13 protein-coding genes and 1 pseudogene are annotated in these 13,960 nt (G+C 65.9%); 10 read left to right on the top strand and 4 right to left on the bottom strand.

Going from position 1 to position 13,960, the window contains the following annotated elements; all coding sequences use genetic code 11:
- Nucleotides 1-267: 267 nt before the first annotated feature.
- Nucleotides 268-1,923, bottom strand: a complete 1,656-nt coding sequence (locus CN538_RS09330; RefSeq protein ID WP_106419252.1) for an OpgD/OpgG family glucan biosynthesis protein — start codon at nt 1,921-1,923, stop codon at nt 268-270.
- Between the two features lie 279 nt (nt 1,924-2,202).
- Nucleotides 2,203-2,733 (bottom strand): lactoylglutathione lyase, encoded by a 531-nt coding sequence (gloA, locus tag CN538_RS09325; RefSeq protein ID WP_106419251.1) that lies wholly within the window; start codon nt 2,731-2,733, stop codon nt 2,203-2,205.
- A gap of 319 nt (nt 2,734-3,052) precedes the next feature.
- Between gloA and CN538_RS09320 the strand changes: the two genes are divergently transcribed.
- Nucleotides 3,053-3,535 carry a C40 family peptidase gene (locus CN538_RS09320; protein ID WP_242495722.1) on the top strand — a complete coding sequence of 161 codons (483 nt, stop codon included), beginning with the start codon at nt 3,053-3,055 and terminating at the stop codon, nt 3,533-3,535.
- On the opposite strand, the gene CN538_RS09315 is transcribed toward CN538_RS09320, so the two are convergent.
- Entirely contained in the window at nt 3,505-4,398 is an 894-nt protein-coding gene (locus tag CN538_RS09315; protein WP_242495721.1) for an AraC family transcriptional regulator, read from the bottom strand. The genes CN538_RS09320 and CN538_RS09315 overlap by 31 nt on opposite strands.
- A 292-nt stretch (nt 4,399-4,690) precedes the next feature.
- On the opposite strand from CN538_RS09315, the gene CN538_RS09310 reads away from it, so the two are divergent.
- Together CN538_RS09310 and CN538_RS09305 are read left to right on the top strand one after the other, a co-directional pair.
- On the top strand, nt 4,691-5,758 hold the full coding sequence (locus tag CN538_RS09310; RefSeq protein ID WP_106419248.1) for an aldo/keto reductase: 1,068 nt from the start codon (nt 4,691-4,693) through the stop codon (nt 5,756-5,758).
- A gap of 212 nt (nt 5,759-5,970) precedes the next feature.
- Entirely contained in the window at nt 5,971-6,606 is a 636-nt protein-coding gene (locus CN538_RS09305) for a peroxiredoxin (RefSeq protein WP_106419247.1), read from the top strand.
- A 222-nt stretch (nt 6,607-6,828) separates the two neighbouring features.
- Here the strand turns inward: CN538_RS09305 and CN538_RS09300 are convergent, their stop codons facing one another.
- A complete protein-coding gene (locus CN538_RS09300; protein WP_106419246.1) occupies nt 6,829-7,017 on the bottom strand; it encodes a hypothetical protein in 189 nt (62 codons plus the stop codon).
- A 294-nt stretch (nt 7,018-7,311) separates the two neighbouring features.
- On the opposite strand from CN538_RS09300, the gene CN538_RS09295 reads away from it, so the two are divergent.
- From CN538_RS09295 to CN538_RS25175, 7 genes and pseudogenes are all read left to right on the top strand, one after another.
- Nucleotides 7,312-8,646: an MmgE/PrpD family protein gene (locus tag CN538_RS09295; RefSeq protein WP_106419245.1), complete on the top strand. Its 1,335-nt coding sequence runs from the start codon at nt 7,312-7,314 to the stop codon at nt 8,644-8,646.
- A 230-nt stretch (nt 8,647-8,876) separates the two neighbouring features.
- A complete protein-coding gene (locus CN538_RS09290; protein ID WP_106419244.1) occupies nt 8,877-9,872 on the top strand; it encodes a tripartite tricarboxylate transporter substrate binding protein in 996 nt (331 codons plus the stop codon).
- A 187-nt stretch (nt 9,873-10,059) separates the two neighbouring features.
- Nucleotides 10,060-10,857 carry an enoyl-CoA hydratase/isomerase family protein gene (locus CN538_RS09285; protein ID WP_106419243.1) on the top strand — a complete coding sequence of 266 codons (798 nt, stop codon included), beginning with the start codon at nt 10,060-10,062 and terminating at the stop codon, nt 10,855-10,857.
- Nucleotides 10,854-12,725: an acetate--CoA ligase family protein gene (locus CN538_RS09280; RefSeq protein WP_207233711.1), complete on the top strand. Its 1,872-nt coding sequence runs from the start codon at nt 10,854-10,856 to the stop codon at nt 12,723-12,725. Before CN538_RS09285 ends, CN538_RS09280 begins: the two co-directional genes overlap by 4 nt.
- Nucleotides 12,722-12,970: an acetate--CoA ligase family protein gene (locus tag CN538_RS24340; RefSeq protein WP_207233710.1), complete on the top strand. Its 249-nt coding sequence runs from the start codon at nt 12,722-12,724 to the stop codon at nt 12,968-12,970. The genes CN538_RS09280 and CN538_RS24340 overlap by 4 nt, the downstream gene beginning before the upstream one ends.
- Entirely contained in the window at nt 12,963-13,688 is a 726-nt protein-coding gene (locus CN538_RS09275; RefSeq protein ID WP_106419242.1) for an enoyl-CoA hydratase/isomerase family protein, read from the top strand. Before CN538_RS24340 ends, CN538_RS09275 begins: the two co-directional genes overlap by 8 nt.
- Nucleotides 13,685-13,954 (top strand): annotated as a pseudogene (locus tag CN538_RS25175) (3-hydroxyacyl-CoA dehydrogenase NAD-binding domain-containing protein); the annotation flags it as partial. The gene CN538_RS09275 and the pseudogene CN538_RS25175, both read left to right, overlap by 4 nt.
- Nucleotides 13,955-13,960: the final 6 nt, after the last annotated feature.

Genomic DNA, 13,960 nt, shown 5'->3' with positions numbered 1-13,960 from the left:
AAGCGGAATTTTCCTGCTCTCCCGGCCGCCCCCAACGTCAGGGCCGATCGGAGGCGCAGGGCGCGCCCACTGCTCCAAGGATGAAGAGATGTCGAGAATGGCGGTGAAAAGTACGGCTATAAGCCAGAAAATGGGGGGTATCTAGCGCCAACTCACCCAGCCGCTGCGCGCTGCCGGTCTAGACCCAAACCGCCAGACGCAAGCAGGGCGGCCATAGGGCCGCCCTGCTTCATGGGGTCCGGCGGGTATTCGCCGCCGAGGCGTCGTTCAGCTCGCCTGGTTGGGGTGCGCCGGGTACTGGCGATCCTCCGGCGCCGGCGGGAAGTACTGATAGAGCCAGGTCTCGCTGATCGTCTTGCCGTCGGCATTGAGGGTCAGACGCATATTGATCGGATCCGTGGAGTCGCTGGTCGGATACCAGTCGAACTGAATACGGAAGGCATCGACCTCCTCCACCCACAGGATCTCGACCTGCTCGACCTTGCCATCGGGCACGTCGAGCTGGGCGTGTACCGGAATCCCGTCGTCGTAGAAGTGCTTGAGCTCGCCGCCGATGAAGTCGACCGCGATACGCTGCGCCCACACCTTGGGGTAGTGCTCACCCGGTGCCCACCCTTCGGGGAAGCCACCGATGCCGGTGAAGGTCTTGCGCACCCGGGCCAGATCGCTCTGTACCGGCGGCAGCGCGCTCCAGTAGAGCTTGTAGCCGTAGCTGAAGGTCTCACCGGGTTTCACCGGCTTGGCCGGCTTCCAGAACGCCACCACGTTGTCCATGGTCTCACCGGTGGTGGGGATCTCCAGCATCTGGATCTCGCCCTTGCCCCAGTTGCCCTTGGGCTCGACCCACAGGCTCGGACGCGCGTGGTAGTTGCCGACGATATCTTCGTAGCTCTCGAAGTCGTGATCCGTCTGCAGCAGCCCGAAGCCCTTGGGGCTGTCGTCGTCGAAGGTGTTGAACTGCAGCCGCGGCGGATTGTTGAGCGGCCGGCACACCCACTCACCGTTGCCGCGCCACATCGACAGGCGGTCGGAGTCGTGGATCTGCGGGTGGAAGGTCAGGCACATGTCACGCTGCTGGGTGCCGCAGCTGAACATGCTGGTCATCGGCGAGATGCCGAGCTGGGCGATCGTTTCGCGCGGATAGAGATGCTTGTCGATTTCCATCACCACGCGGGTCTCTTCGCAGTGGATGACGAAGCGATAGGCCCCGGCGAGGCTCGGTGAATCGAGCAGCGCATAGGCGGTGAAAGTGGTGCTGCCCGGCTTCGGCGTCTCGAACCAGAAGCGGGTGAAGGCGGGGAACTCCTCGCGCTCACCGTCGGTATAGGTGTTGACCGCCACGCCGCGTGCCGACAGGCCGTACTGATAGGTGTCGTCGACCGCGCGGAAGTAGCTGGCGCCGAGGAAGGAGACGATGTCGCGCTGGGTCAGCGACGGCGCCTTGAACACGCGGAAGCCGGCGAAGCCGAGATCGCCCTGGCCCTCGAGCTGAGAGACGTCGACATCCGCCTTGCTGTAGTCGAACAGCTCAGGTCGGAAGTGTATCTCCTTGGCCCGCTGCGTCTGCGGGTCGATCGAATACATCCGCACCGGCTGATTGAAGGCCATGCCGACATGGAAGAACTGGATATCCAGCGGGCCCTTCATGTCGTGCCACAGCGAGTGGGCCGGATCGTAGCCGATGGCGTTGTACTGCTGCGGCGTGAGGTTGGCCAACGTCGGTGGCAGCTTCTCGACCGTGCTCTGGTAGGGCTTCGCCGCCAGCGAACCGGCGTGCTCCTTGAGCCAGTCGAAACTGAATGCCTGCGACTTGCCGTCGGCGATACCGCTGGATGCCTTTGCCGCCGCGAACAGTGGCGCCGAAGGCACGCCATACCAGGCCGCCAGCGCGATGGCGCTTTTCAGTACACTTCTACGATCCATGAACACCCCATCCTTTTTCGTCTCGAGTCCGACCTCGATGGACCAACGATTGGCAGCATACCCGATCGTCGCGCGCCGGGCTGCATCGATAAAATCTCATGCTAAGACGCTGGTCGGACAGATGGGTTCCCGTCGATGGCAGGTCGAAAGAGCGGAATCGACGGCTACCGTGAGCATGGGGCGAATAACGGGGGTAGATGGGATAACGCCGGAAACGTCGAAAGATCGGGCCTGGCCGACGTCAGGACGACGCCGGCCAGTGCCACGGCCACGCTCGGCTCAGTCGCCGAGGCCAGCGGAGAGCGAAGGCTGCACCACCTCGATCCAGTAGCCATCCGGGTCCTTGACGAACACCACGTTGGGCATCTTGCCTTCGTCGGCGCGCTTCTTGAACTCGACGTCGTTGGCGTCGAACCAGCGCTCGGCGGCGGCCAGATCCGGCACCGCGAAGCAGATATGACCAAAGCCCTGGGGCTCGGCGTTACCGTCGTGATAGCTGAGATCGGGGTCGTTCTCACTGCCCCAGTTGTGGGTCAGTTCGAGTACGCCCTTCTGCGAGAAGGTGTAGGCGGTGCGCTCGGCGTCGTCCTCCGGCACCTCTCCCGCCTCGGCGTGGCCGAGAAAATAGAGCGTGAACTGCATCTCCGGGAAGTCGAGCTTGCGCAGCAGGCGCATGCCGAACACCCGGGTGTAGAACGCCAGCGAGATCTTGGGGTCCTTGGCCCGCAGCATGGTGTGGTTGAACACGAAACCCTGGCTCTCGGCAGTGGCGGGCTCGACGCCCGGCACCTGGTCTTCGGCGATACTCATCGGCACTCTCCTGCTGTGTATGATCGATAATGTGCATGCGCGGCGCGACCGGGCTGAATGCCGTTCGCGCGACGGCCTTTAATGCTCGAAAGTCTATAGTCTTGAAAACCTATAGCCTTGAAACCCTATAGCCTTGCAGGCCTGTCGTAGAGAGATGGGGAGCGTACCCCCGAGTCTCAACCGGGCAGGGCAACGCGCTGTTGCCTGCCCGCGGCCTGCTCTACACTCCTGACAAACCGGCGCGAGACGAGTAGGCATGGCGACACCCGCGACACGCTGTTCTGCGACAACCCCGAGTGGCACGTCCATCAAGGCCCCTGTGCGTACCTTAGGCTGGCTACTGCTCTGCACTCTGCTGCTACTCGCTGCCGGCTGCAGCACCCAGAAAGCGATCGTGACCCGCGACAGCGGCCCGGCGATCGATGGCGACAACCTCTCGATCTCACGCATCCTGGTGATGGCAGCGGCCAAGGATGCCCTCGGCACGCCCTACCGCTGGGGGGGCAGCACCCCCGCCGGCTACGACTGCTCGGGCCTGGTGCAGATGGCCTACGCCAAGATCGGCGTGCAGCTGCCACGCACCTCCAACGAGCAGTACCACGCCCTGCCCGAGATCGACGTCGCCCGCCCCGGCGACCTGTTGTTCTTCGGCGGCGGCAACCGCGCTACCCATGTCGGCATCTACATGGGCCACCGCCAGATGATCCACGCCCCCGGCAGCGGGCGCACGGTGACGGTCTCGTCGCTGGACGTGCGCTACTGGCGCCAGCACTATCTGGGAGCGGCGGCCCCGGCTGACTGACTCCGCTCACCGCGGCGCCAGCGCTGGCGGTCCTGCTGCGCCGAGACCCCGAAGCAGCGCCGATATTCACGGCTGAACTGGGACAGGCTGGCGTAGCCCACGCGCTGCGCCGCCAGCGTCACCTCCAGATCCTCTCCCAGCAGTAACCGCCGCGCCTCCTGCAAGCGCAGCCGCTTCTGATACTGCAGCGGGCTCATCGCCGTGACCGCCTTGAAATGATGATGAAAGGCGGAGACGCTCATGTGCACCCCGGCGGCCAGCTCGGCGATCGTCAACGGCTCCGCATAGCGCTCGCGCAGCCGGCGGACCGCCGCCACGACCCGGTGGGCGTGGCTCTCCTGGCTGGCGATCTGAGCCAGCCGCGCACCCTGCTCGCCGCGCAGCAAGCGGTAGAAGATTTCGCGCCGCAGCATCGGTGCCAGTACCGGAATATCCGCCGGCGTCTCGAGCAGCCGCAGCAGGCGCACGCAGGCCTCCAGTAGCGGTGTTTCCAGGTCGCTCACGCTGAGCCCGCCCGCGGTCTCGCCGGTGGCGATGGCGGGTAGCCCGGGGTCGCGCAGCAGCTCGCCGATGCACTCGAGATCCAGGTCCAGGCGCAGCCCCAGATAGGGGCGTTCACGGCTGGCCTGAGTGACCTCCGCCAGCACCGGCATATCCACCGCGGCGAGCAGGCTGTGCATGGGGTCGTACTCGAACAGCGCCTCGCCCACCGCCAGCCGCTTGGCCCCCTGGGCGATCACGCTGAAGACCGGATCATGAATGACGTGGCGTGGCGGCTGCGGCGCATCGAACCGATTGATGCCGAGTCCGGGTATCGCCGTGGTCAACTTGCCCTGGCGTCCGCGCGTCAGACGATCGAGCAAATCGGCCAACTCCTGGCGCAGCATCCGGGCGTTCGCCGCAGCCGCCTCTTGGCTGGCCGACGCCGCCAACTCTCCTATTCGATAAAGCCGCATGGACCCGCCCTCCTGTACTGTCGCGCCGAGACAGCTTACGCCAAGCCGAAAGCCGGCGCGGCGGCCATCACGACGACAGAGAGTTTTGAGCAAATATCCGACCGGATCGAGCCAGTCGCCGCGCCAAGCCTTGACCATACTGGGTTGGCACCGGCGACGCTCGACGCCGGCCTTTCATCCTCGTTTCGGGAGTTCCCCCATGCGTTACAGCAAGCTCGGCAACACTGGCCTGTTCGTCTCCGAACTCTGTCTCGGCACCATGACCTTCGGCGGCGACGGCGACATGTGGCGCCAGATCGGCGATCTACAGCAGGCGGACGCGGACAAGCTGGTCGGTCGCGCACTGGACGCCGGCATCAACTTCATCGATACCGCCGACGTCTACTCCCAGGGCCAGTCGGAGGTGATCACCGGCCAGGCGCTCAAGAACCTCGGCGTGGCACGTGATGACGTGGTGGTGGCGACCAAGGTCTTCGGCCCCACCGGCACCAACGACCCCTACCGCTCGACCGGGGTCAACAACCGCGGCGCCTCGCGCTATCACATCATGGAAGGAGTGAAGGCGAGCCTGAAGCGGCTACAGCTCGACCATATCGACCTCTACCAGATCCACGGCTTCGACCCCGCCACGCCGATCGAGGAGACCGTGCGCGCCCTGCATACCCTGGTCGAGCATGGCCACGTGCGCTATGTCGGCGTCTCCAACTGGGCGGCCTGGCAGATCATGAAGGCGCTGGGGATCGCCCAGCGTAACGGCTGGCACCGCTTCGAGTCGCTGCAGGCCTATTACACCGTGGCCGGGCGCGATCTGGAGCGCGAGCTGATCCCCATGCTCAAGAGCGAGAATCTGGGGCTGATGGTGTGGAGCCCGCTGGCGGGAGGGCTGCTCAGCGGCAAGTACACCCGTGACGGCGAAGCCAAGGCCGGCGACCGCCGCGCCAGCTTCGACTTCCCGCCGGTCGACCGCGAACGCGGCTTCGACTGCATCGACACCATGCGCGAGATCGCCGACGCCAAGGGCGTCTCGGTGGCCCAGATCGCCCTGGCCTGGCTACTGCACCAGCCGCGCGTGACCAGCGTGATCGTCGGCGCCAAGCGGCTCGATCAGCTAGACGACAACATCGCCTCGACCCAGATCACGCTGAGCGACGACGAACTGGCACGGCTCGACCAGGTCAGCGCGCTGCCCGCCGAGTACCCCGGCTGGATGCTCGAGCGCCAGGGCGACTACCGCCGCGAGCAGCTGCGCCAGGCGCACAAGCGCTGATGCCACGCAGAATCCAGCCAGGGGCTTGAGAAACACCGACAGCGCTACCACCTCAGATAGATAGCGGCATCCCGGGCCGGCACCACTACCCGGGATGTCGGCATGTCGTTAGCGCCAGCGGTTGTTTCACACGCCCTCGGCGCTGCGTCATGATGAGCGTCCGATTCCGGCTTCACGGCCACCCCAGGTCAACAGGCAAACAGGAGAGTGTCATGGCGTTACAGCTCGGCGATACCGCCCCGGACTTCACTCAGGAGAGCACCGAAGGGCCGATCTCGTTCCACCAGTGGGCCGGCGACAACTGGGTCATCCTGTTCTCCCACCCGGCCGACTTCACCCCGGTGTGCACCACCGAACTCGGCGAGGTCTCGCGTCTCAAGCCGGAGTTCGAGCGCCGCAACACCAAGGCGATCGGTCTCTCGGTCGACCCGCTGGACGACCACCAGCGCTGGGTCGGCGACATCGAGGAAACTCAGGGCTGCGGCCTCAACTTCCCGCTGCTGGCGGATGCCGACCGCTCGGTGAGCGAGGCCTACGGCATGATCCACCCCAACGCCAGCGGCACCAACACCGTGCGCTCGGTGTTCATCATCGATCCGGCCAAGAAGGTGCGCCTGACCATTACCTATCCGCCCAGCACCGGGCGCAACTTCGCCGAGATCCTGCGCGTGCTCGACAGCCTGCAGCTGACCGACGGCTACAAGGTCGCCACCCCGGTCAACTGGCAGGATGGCGACGACGTCATCATCGTGCCGTCGATCGACAACGAGAAGGCCAAGGCGCTGTTCCCCAACGGCTGGGACGAGAAGAAGCCCTACCTGCGTGTGACCAAACAGCCCAACAAGTAAACCGGCTGCCCAGTCGCACCAACACGTTACAGAAAAAAGCCCGCGCTCGATGAGCGCGGGCATTTTTTTATCTCGCGGTTTCACCTGCCGGTTTCGCTTCCCGATTCCGCCTTGCTGGACAGCGCCCGCAGAGAACGCCAGCCAGCACTCGGCGAATGATCAAAAAGTCGGCGAGCGCAAAGCGATCAACGGCACATCTTCAACAGTGCGAGCAGAACGGCTTCAGCAACGTGAGCAGGACTTCAGGGCCTTGCGCTCGTCACGCGTCAAGCGCGGCCGCGCCTCGCGGGCCGGCAGGCGCAGCATGGCCGGGCGCGCCAGCATCATCACCATGACACGCACTACGTGGCCAACCACGTAGATAGCCACGGCCATGATGATCAACGCTTTGATGCGCCCTGAGATTTTCACGCTGCGTCTCCTTGCGAAAGGGGGTACTGGGGGGATGACGACAACGATATAAGCATAAGAGTGTGACGGAAAATTGAAGGCGTCGATAATGGTCATGCCGGCTATCGATAGCGCCGCGTCAAGTCACGCGCCAACCAACTGTCTCCCGGGTTCTTCACTAACCAGAACGCAGTGCTGGCTTAAACAATTGTCAGTTCTCGTACCGGTGAAGCTGGGTCACGCTGCTGCGGACATGGCCCGGACGCGGCTCTACCGCGTGCTGCCGGGCTTTCGGTCATCTTCGGGGAGAGAGAGATGTCAATCGTTCAAACGCTGGCCACAGCCGCGCATCACTGGAACACCGCGGCACTCACCGACGAGGTGACGCTGGCGACACGCAAGGCGCTGCTCGACTGGTTCGCCACGACCCTTCCCGGCACCACGCAGGCGCCGGCTACCCTGCTGGCCAGCGCCTTCTCCGCCATCCCCTGTCAGGGCAATGCCGTGAGCTATGTCGACGGCACCCACCGCTCGCCGCGCTATGCGGCGCTGGTCAATGCCACCGCCAGCCATACCGTCGAGTTCGATGACATCTTCAAGGACGGCGGCTATCACCCCGGCAGCCCGACGATCGCCGCTGCGCTGGCCGTGGCCCAGGAGATCGGCGCCGAGGTACAAGCGCTGCACCGGGCGATCATCGGTGGCTACGAGCTCGGCTGTCGTGTCGCGCTCGCCATTCAGCCCAGTCATTATCGTTACTGGCACACCACGGCGACAGTCGGCACCCTGGGAGCCGCCACTGCCACCGCCATGCTGCTGGGCGGCAACGCTGAGACAATCGCTCACGCCGTGGCTCTCGCCAGCAGCTTCGCCGCAGGCCATCAGCAGAACCTGCAGGGCAGTGGCATGGCCAAGCCGCTGCACGCCGGCCATGCCGCCGAGGCGGGGGTGCTCGCCGGCTATGCCGCCAGCCACGGGGTCACCGCCTCTCTCGCCAGTCTGGAGGCGCCGGCAGGATTCGCCGCGGCCACCAGCGACTCGCCCGGCGACTGGCAGCGCGCGCTCGCCGGTATCGGCGAGTGGACGCCCATTACGCGCATGACGATCAAGGCGCACGGCTGCTGCGGACACATCTTCCCGGCCATCGACGGGCTGGCAACGCTGCTCGCCACCACCGGGACGCAGGTGGAAGCGATCACGCACATTCATGTCGAGGGTTACGCAGCCACGCACCAGATGTGCGACCGGCCCGAGCCGACCACCCCGCAGGAAGCACGCTTCAGCCTCCAGTACAGTCTGGCGACCTATCTGCTCACGCGGCGCTTGCGCCTAGAGGCGTTCGCGCCCGAGACCCTGGTCCGCCGCGATATTCGCGCCCTGATGGAACGCATCAGCGTAGAGGAAGACCGCGAATTATCGGCGCACTATCCCACGCAAAGAATGGCCAGAGTTCACCTGACAACCACCGATGGACAAACCTTTTCGCACCTACAGACATGCCGTAAAGGCGACCCCGAAAACCCGTTGTCACTGGAAGAACTCATCGCCAAATATGACGAATTGAGCCAGCAGGTTCTCTCCAAACACGCCAGCGAGGCGCTCAAGCGGAAGATCCTCGACACCCACGAGATGCCGGCGACGCTGGTGTGATATCCACCTGACCCTCAACGCGCCGCATGAGGTGAGCCGACGCGCCACTCTTGTCATAGACCAAAGTCTCATTGAATAAATCAGGCAATAAACGCCCGAAGAAACTCTAAAAATATCTTGGCTCTGTCCTGACTTATCGTCGGTCGCGCCGTGAACGTCTGCTGTGTGAATCTGCTGCCGAGTCCATCGGACATCGATAACTCCACAAGCGACAATAACGGAGACACGCCATGCAGACTTCACACTTGCTACGTAAGACAGCCGTCGTCCTGGCGGCCACCGCCCTCTCCTTCGCCGGCGTCATCGGCTCGACGGCCATGGCTCAGGACAAGACCTGGCCCTCCGGCCCCGTCAAGGTCGTCATGCACACCAAGGCCGGCGGCTCTTCCGACGTCTTCATGCGGACTCTGGCAAAGTCGCTGGAGCCGGAAATCGGCCAGCCGGTCGTGGTCATCAATTCGCCCGGCGGCGCCGGTGCCGCACAGCTGGCGCGGGTTCGTGCCGCCGCGCCTGATGGCCTGACACTGGGAATCAACACCCTGACCCCGCTGACCGGCATGCTGACCAATCTCAAGGGTGTCTTCAGCCTGGACGACTTTTCCTGGATCGCATCGACCCAGGTCGACCCCAACCTCATCTGGACCGCCGAAGATTCGCCCTACCGCAACCTCAACGATCTGATCGCGGCGGCAAAACGCAGCGACAAGAAGATCAGTGTGGGCGGTTTCGGCTCGATCGGCTCCACCCAATACATTGCGCTCTCCATGCTCGAACGGGCCGCCGGTGTCGAGTTCGAATGGGTCGCCTTCAACGCTACCCCCGATATCGTCGCCGCAGTGCTGGGCGGACATATCGATGTCGGCATGTCCAACCTGAGCGGCGCCCAGTCCTACTTCGATGCAGGCCGCCTCCATGGTCTGGGCGTGCTCGCCGCGGACCGCCTGGACGCACTCCCCGACGTCGCGACCTTCGAAGAGCAGGGCTATCAGGTCAACAACGACTGGGTCCAGGTCAGAGGCGTGTTCGGTCCGGCCGGCATCCCCGAAGAGACCCAGCAGCAGATCGCGGACGCCTTCCACAGGGCGATGAAAGACAAGAACTACCAGCAGTACGCGCGCAATTCCGGGGTGATCGACTCATGGATGGGCCCCGAGGCCTACAAGAAGTTCATCTACAGCATGAGCGACACCGCCGAGGTCGCGCTGGAAAAAGCCGGGGTCAAGTGAGACCTGCCGCGGCGCACCCGCGCCGCGGCCTGCCCCCACGCCATCCGACCAACTCACACATCGACTGCCACCGTTCCTGGGGCCAGGACGACCGGGGTCGCCGTCGCGGCGACCCCGCCACCACGCGACCGACCCGTAACACACCCTGTCGGCGTGTCGTCGCCCCCACTGCATCAGAGGATTGTTCATGTCACAGAGTCAATTGATCGAATTTTCGCAGCAGGATGACATCGCCATTCTGACGCTGAACCGCCCCGAGAAGCGCAACGCCATGAGCGATGCCATGCGTGCGGAACTGGTCGAGCAACTCAAGCGCATCCGCGAGGATCGCTCGATCCGCGCCCTGGTGCTCACTGGCAAGGGCAAGGGTTTCTGCGCCGGTGGCGATATCGCCGGCATGCAGCAGCGCATGGAGGCCGACCCGGCTACGGTCGGCTTCAACGGCTGGGAACGCCAGCAGGGCGTGCACTACGCGGCCAGCCTGCTGCTGAATCTGCCGATTCCCACCGTGGCGGCAGTCAACGGCGCCGCCGCGGGGCTGGGCGCCGACCTCGCGCTCTCCTGCGATTTCGTCATCGCCGCCGATGCCGCCACCTTTACCTGGGCCTATATCGCGCGCGGGCTGGTTCCCGACGGCGGTGGCCTCTACTTCCTCCCGCGCCGAGTCGGGCTCAGCCGCGCCAAGGGCTTGATCTTCAGCGGCCGCCGCGTCGAGGCCGAAGAGGCGTTCGCCCTGGGCATCGCTGATCAGCGCTGCTCGGGCGATGCGCTGCTGTCGAGCGCGCTGACGATGGCTGCCCAGATGAGTCGCGGCTCGCGCACCGCCACGGCGCTGACCAAATCCATTCTCAATCGTAGCTACGAGCTCTCCGAGCAGCAGGTGTTCGCCGAGGGCAGCAAGGCGCAGGGGATCTGTTACACCTCCCGCGAGCATCGCGACTCTGTCCAGGCGTTTCTGGCACGCGCCAAGGAGGCCACCGCATGAGCCAGCTCGACGCCCTGCTCAACCCCCGAAGTGTCGCCGTGGTGGGTGCCTCGGCCGATCCTCACAAGACCTCCGGTCGCCCGATCTCGTATCTGCTGAAGCACGGTTTTTCGGGGGATATCTATCCCGTCAATCCGAAGGCGAGCGAGATCCAGGGGCTGAAGTGCTACGCGCGCATTCCCGACCTCCCCAAGGCGCCCGATGTCGCGCTGGTCCTGCTCAACGCCCGCCGCAGTATCGAGGCGGTGCGCGAGCTGTCGGCGCTGGGGTGCCGCGCAGCAATCGTGCTCGCCAGCGGCTACGCCGAGGCGGGTGACTCGGGCCTGGCGATGCAGGAAGAGCTCAAGCAGGCCGCCGGTGCCATGCGCCTGCTCGGCCCCAATACCATCGGCCTGGTCAACCTTTCCGCCGGCATTCCGCTATCGGCCAGCGGCGCCCTCGAAGTGAGCGAGCTGCCGCGAGGTGGCATCGCCGTGGTGTCGCAGAGCGGGGGTATCCTCGGCGCGCTGCTGTCACGCGCCGCCGGCCGCGGTATCGGCCTCTCGTCGCTGGTCTCCACCAGCAACGAAGTCGACCTGGAGGTGAGCGACTTCATCGATCATCTGGTCGACGACCCTGACACCCGGGTGATCGCCCTCTATCTCGAGAGCATCCGCCACCCGGCGCGCTTCCGTGCCGCCGCCGAACGTGCGCGGGCCGCCGGCAAGCCGGTGGTGGTGTTCAAGATCGGCCGTTCCGAGGCCGGCGCACGCTCGGCCAGCTCCCATACCGGTGCGCTGGCCGGAGAGGACCGGGTCTACGACGCCTTCTTCCGTGACCTGGGCATCGTGCGCGCCGACACCTTCGACGAGCTGCTCGACATCCCCGCGGTACTCACCGCCGGCCGCCGCATGCAAAAGCGCCGCGTGGCGATCCTGACTTCCACCGGCGGCGCCGGTACGCTGATCGCCGACAGCCTGGGCATGAAGGGATTCGAGGCGCCGGTTCCGGACGAGGCCACCGCCGCGCGCCTGCGCGAGCTGCAGGGCGACACCCCGGCGGAACTCGACCGCAATCCGATCGACGTCACACTGGCTGGCCTGCAGCCCGATCTGCTGCGTCAGGCGATTCGTACGCTGCTGGAGAGCGAGACCTACGATGCGCTGGTGGTGATCATCGGCTCTTCCGGTCTGGCCATGCCCGACCTGGTCGTCGGTGCCATCCAGGCCAATCTGGCGCTCAGCGACAAGCCGGTGCTGGCGTATGTCAGCCCGCACGCACCGGAGACGCTGAAACGCCTGAACCGCGCCGGCATCCCCGGTTTCAGCTCACCGGAGAGCTGCAGCGCAGCGCTGGAGGCGATCCATCTCACCTCCACGCGGGTGACATCCGCCCCGGCCGCCGCCGTCACGCCGGCGATGGCGGACACTCCCCAGGGGTCGCTGGACGAAGCGAGCGCCAAGCAACTATTCCGCACCCATGGCATCGCGGTTCCCGCCAGCCGCACGGTGACCACGCCGCAGGAAGCGGCGCACGCCGCCGCCGAGATCGCTACGCCGGTGGTGCTCAAGGTGCTCGACGGCACGCTCCTGCACAAGAGCGACATCGGCGGCGTGGCGCTCAATCTCGGCGCCGACACCATCGCCGAGCGCCTGACGCGCATGCAGCAGGCGGTCGCCGAGCATACCGGGCACACGCCGCAGCGGTTTCTCGTCGAAGCCATGGTACCGGGCGGCTTCGAGCTGATCCTGGGCGCCAACCGCGATGCGCTCGGCACCTCGATCCTGCTCGGGGCAGGCGGCGTCACCGCGGAGCTGTTCAAGGACACGGCCCTGCATCTGCTGCCCGACGGCCAGGCGCTCAGCCTGGATCAGGCCCCCACGCGATGATGCGCCAGTTGATCAGTTGGCCGCTGCTAGCCGGATACCGCGGGGCCGAGCCGCGCGATACCGCGGCACTGGCGCAGGCGATCGTCGACTTCTCCACGCTGGCCGCCGCGCTGGGCGAGCGCCTGGTGACGGCAGAGATCAACCCTCTGTTCGTGCTGCCGGAGGGGGAAGGCGTGGTGGCCGCCGACGCCGTGCTGGTGACGACCGCCACCGCAGCGGCCGGCGAGGAGATCGCCCATGCCTGATGCGCACCAGCCGCCACGGGTCGAGCTCGACTACGTCGACGATATCGCCGTGGTCACCCTCGACAATCCACCGGTCAACAGCGGTAACCAACGTATCCGCCAGGGCATCCTCGACGCGCTGGCGGCAATCGACACCCAGCGCGTCCGCGCAGTGGTGCTGCAGGGGGCCGGCAAGCATTTGATGGCGGGAGCCGATCTGCGCGAACTGGACCAGCCCGCCACCGCACCGTCACTACCCGAGGTCACGCAGGCGCTCGAGGCGTTCCCGCTGCCGATCGTCGCCGTGGTCCGTGGCCATACGCTGGGCGGTGGGCTCGAACTGGCGCTGGCCTGCGACGCGCGCCTGGCAACCCCCGGCGCCAGCCTGGGCCTGCCGGAGGTCAATGTCGGCATCATCCCGGGGGCCGGCGGTACCCAGCGCCTGCCGCGGCTGGTGGGGGTCGATCACGCGCTGACGATGATCGTTGCCGGCAAGCCCATCGACGCCGCCACGGCTCACCAGTGGGGGCTCGTCGACCAGATGCTGGACACCACCGAGCGCGCCGACCAGGAGGTCGCGGCGCTCGACTTCGCGCGCCGCATGCCGGCGGACAAGCGCCGCGTCAGTGCGCGGTCGGTGCCCCCCTTCGATGCCGACCAGAGCGCACGCCTGCAGGCGCAGCAGGTACGTCGACAACGCGGCCTGCCCGCCGCCGCCGAGGCCGCCGATGCGGGATGATCGCCGCCCGCACGCCCTTCGCCGAAGGCGTGGCACACGAGCGCGAACGCTTTCTGGCACTGCGCGACAGCGAGGCCGCCCACGCCCTGCGCTATCTGTTCTTCGCCGAGCGTGCCAATCCGCTGGCAGAGCTCACCGCCGCGCCGGCGACGCTCACCCGGGTGTCAGTGATCGGCGCCGGGACCATGGGCAGCGGCATCGCTCTGGCCGCGCTGCGCGCCGGCTATCGAGTGGACCTGATAGAGCGCGATGCCCAGGCGCTGGCCGCTGGC

It is taken from the genome of Salinicola tamaricis, from assembly GCF_003006155.1.
Classification (GTDB): domain Bacteria; phylum Pseudomonadota; class Gammaproteobacteria; order Pseudomonadales; family Halomonadaceae; genus Salinicola; species Salinicola tamaricis.
The sequence above is the reverse complement of the archived record's forward strand: the minus strand, read 5'-3'. Positions and strand labels throughout refer to the sequence as shown.

Coding starts and splice junctions, on each gene's coding strand:
- CN538_RS24340 (WP_207233710.1), top strand. CDS start 12,722: ATGATGCGCCAGTTGATCAGTTGGCCGCTGCTAGCCGGATACCGCGGG.
- CN538_RS09305 (WP_106419247.1), top strand. CDS start 5,971: ATGGCGTTACAGCTCGGCGATACCGCCCCGGACTTCACTCAGGAGAGC.
- CN538_RS09330 (WP_106419252.1), bottom strand. CDS start 1,923: ATGGATCGTAGAAGTGTACTGAAAAGCGCCATCGCGCTGGCGGCCTGG.
- CN538_RS09285 (WP_106419243.1), top strand. CDS start 10,060: ATGTCACAGAGTCAATTGATCGAATTTTCGCAGCAGGATGACATCGCC.
- CN538_RS09290 (WP_106419244.1), top strand. CDS start 8,877: ATGCAGACTTCACACTTGCTACGTAAGACAGCCGTCGTCCTGGCGGCC.
- CN538_RS09310 (WP_106419248.1), top strand. CDS start 4,691: ATGCGTTACAGCAAGCTCGGCAACACTGGCCTGTTCGTCTCCGAACTC.
- CN538_RS09295 (WP_106419245.1), top strand. CDS start 7,312: ATGTCAATCGTTCAAACGCTGGCCACAGCCGCGCATCACTGGAACACC.
- CN538_RS09275 (WP_106419242.1), top strand. CDS start 12,963: ATGCCTGATGCGCACCAGCCGCCACGGGTCGAGCTCGACTACGTCGAC.
- gloA (WP_106419251.1), bottom strand. CDS start 2,733: ATGAGTATCGCCGAAGACCAGGTGCCGGGCGTCGAGCCCGCCACTGCC.
- CN538_RS09280 (WP_207233711.1), top strand. CDS start 10,854: ATGAGCCAGCTCGACGCCCTGCTCAACCCCCGAAGTGTCGCCGTGGTG.